Origin of the sequence: Lysobacter enzymogenes, from assembly GCF_017168095.1 — a bacterium.
Lineage (GTDB): Bacteria > Pseudomonadota > Gammaproteobacteria > Xanthomonadales > Xanthomonadaceae > Lysobacter > Lysobacter enzymogenes_D.
The window spans coordinates 1-955 of record NZ_LXSD01000084.1 but is presented as its reverse complement, the minus strand read 5'-3'; the positions used below and the strand labels follow the sequence as shown (position 1 = coordinate 955).

The window sequence follows — 955 nt, the reverse complement described above, 5'->3', positions numbered from 1 at the left end:
GAACCGTGGCGGCGGCGGCGCATCGGGTGGCGCGGCCGCGCGGCTGGGCAGGGCGCACAAAATCGCATGGATCGGCCGGCGACGGCGCTGGCGCGGCCGCGACGGTTCGTCCCGCCGATGGTGCTTGAGATGCCCGGCGGCGTCTTTGCCGCTTGAGCCCGCTGGCCTCGCCGCGGGCGCCGGCCCGGCTCGCAGCGGTTCGCGGCGAGCCGCCGCAGCGAGCCGCGCTTACGGTGCGTCGGGCAGCTGGTACTCGAAGCGGTAGAAATGCGCGCCGCCCTCGCGCACATCGATACTCATGCGGCCGCTGAGGCCCTGCAGTTCGCCGGTGCCCGAGTCGGGCACCACGACGATGCTCAGGTCGGCTTCGCCGCGGTCCATCAGCCCGCGATGCAGCAACAGGAAACCGCCGCGGCGCCCGTCCAGCGCGCCTTCGACTTTCTCCAGCGCGACATAGCCGGCCGAGCCTTTCACCGCGCTCATGGCCGCGAGCATCTCGCCGCGGCCGCTCGCGTCCAGCGCGCCTTCGAAGCGCTTGTCCAGGGCCATGCGCCCGAATGCGCCCTCGGCCTGCGCGTGCACCGGCTGCGGGCTCAGCGTCACCTGGAACGGTCCTTCGATCAGCGGCATGGCGATGGCCCCGTGCGCGGCGGCGCCCCGTCGGCGCGGCCCAGCGGCGCATGCTAATCCGATTCGCGCCGGCGCGTTGCGCCGGGCTTGCGCGCAGCGTGCGCGCAGTGCGGCAACTTGCCGCAGCCGCCCGCTACGCCCCTGCCCTAGCATCTGCGCCAGCCGCGTGCGTTCGCGGCGCTTGTCACGATGCGCCGGCGGCGCGCCCCCTCCCCCACCCCTGCGCGCCGCCGACGCCGCGCGGCCCGGCCGTCCGTTCCGTCATGCCGATTCGTTCCCCGCGCCGCCGCGCCCATGCCGCCACCGGCCTCGCCGCCGCGATCTG

At 75.2% G+C, this 955-nt stretch carries 1 protein-coding gene; it reads right to left on the bottom strand.

Going from position 1 to position 955, the window contains the following annotated elements:
* Nucleotides 1–228: 228 nt before the first annotated feature.
* Nucleotides 229–630, bottom strand: coding sequence for a DUF3224 domain-containing protein (locus tag A7A76_RS02445; protein ID WP_206409704.1), 402 nt, complete (start codon nucleotides 628–630; stop codon nucleotides 229–231).
* Nucleotides 631–955: the final 325 nt, after the last annotated feature.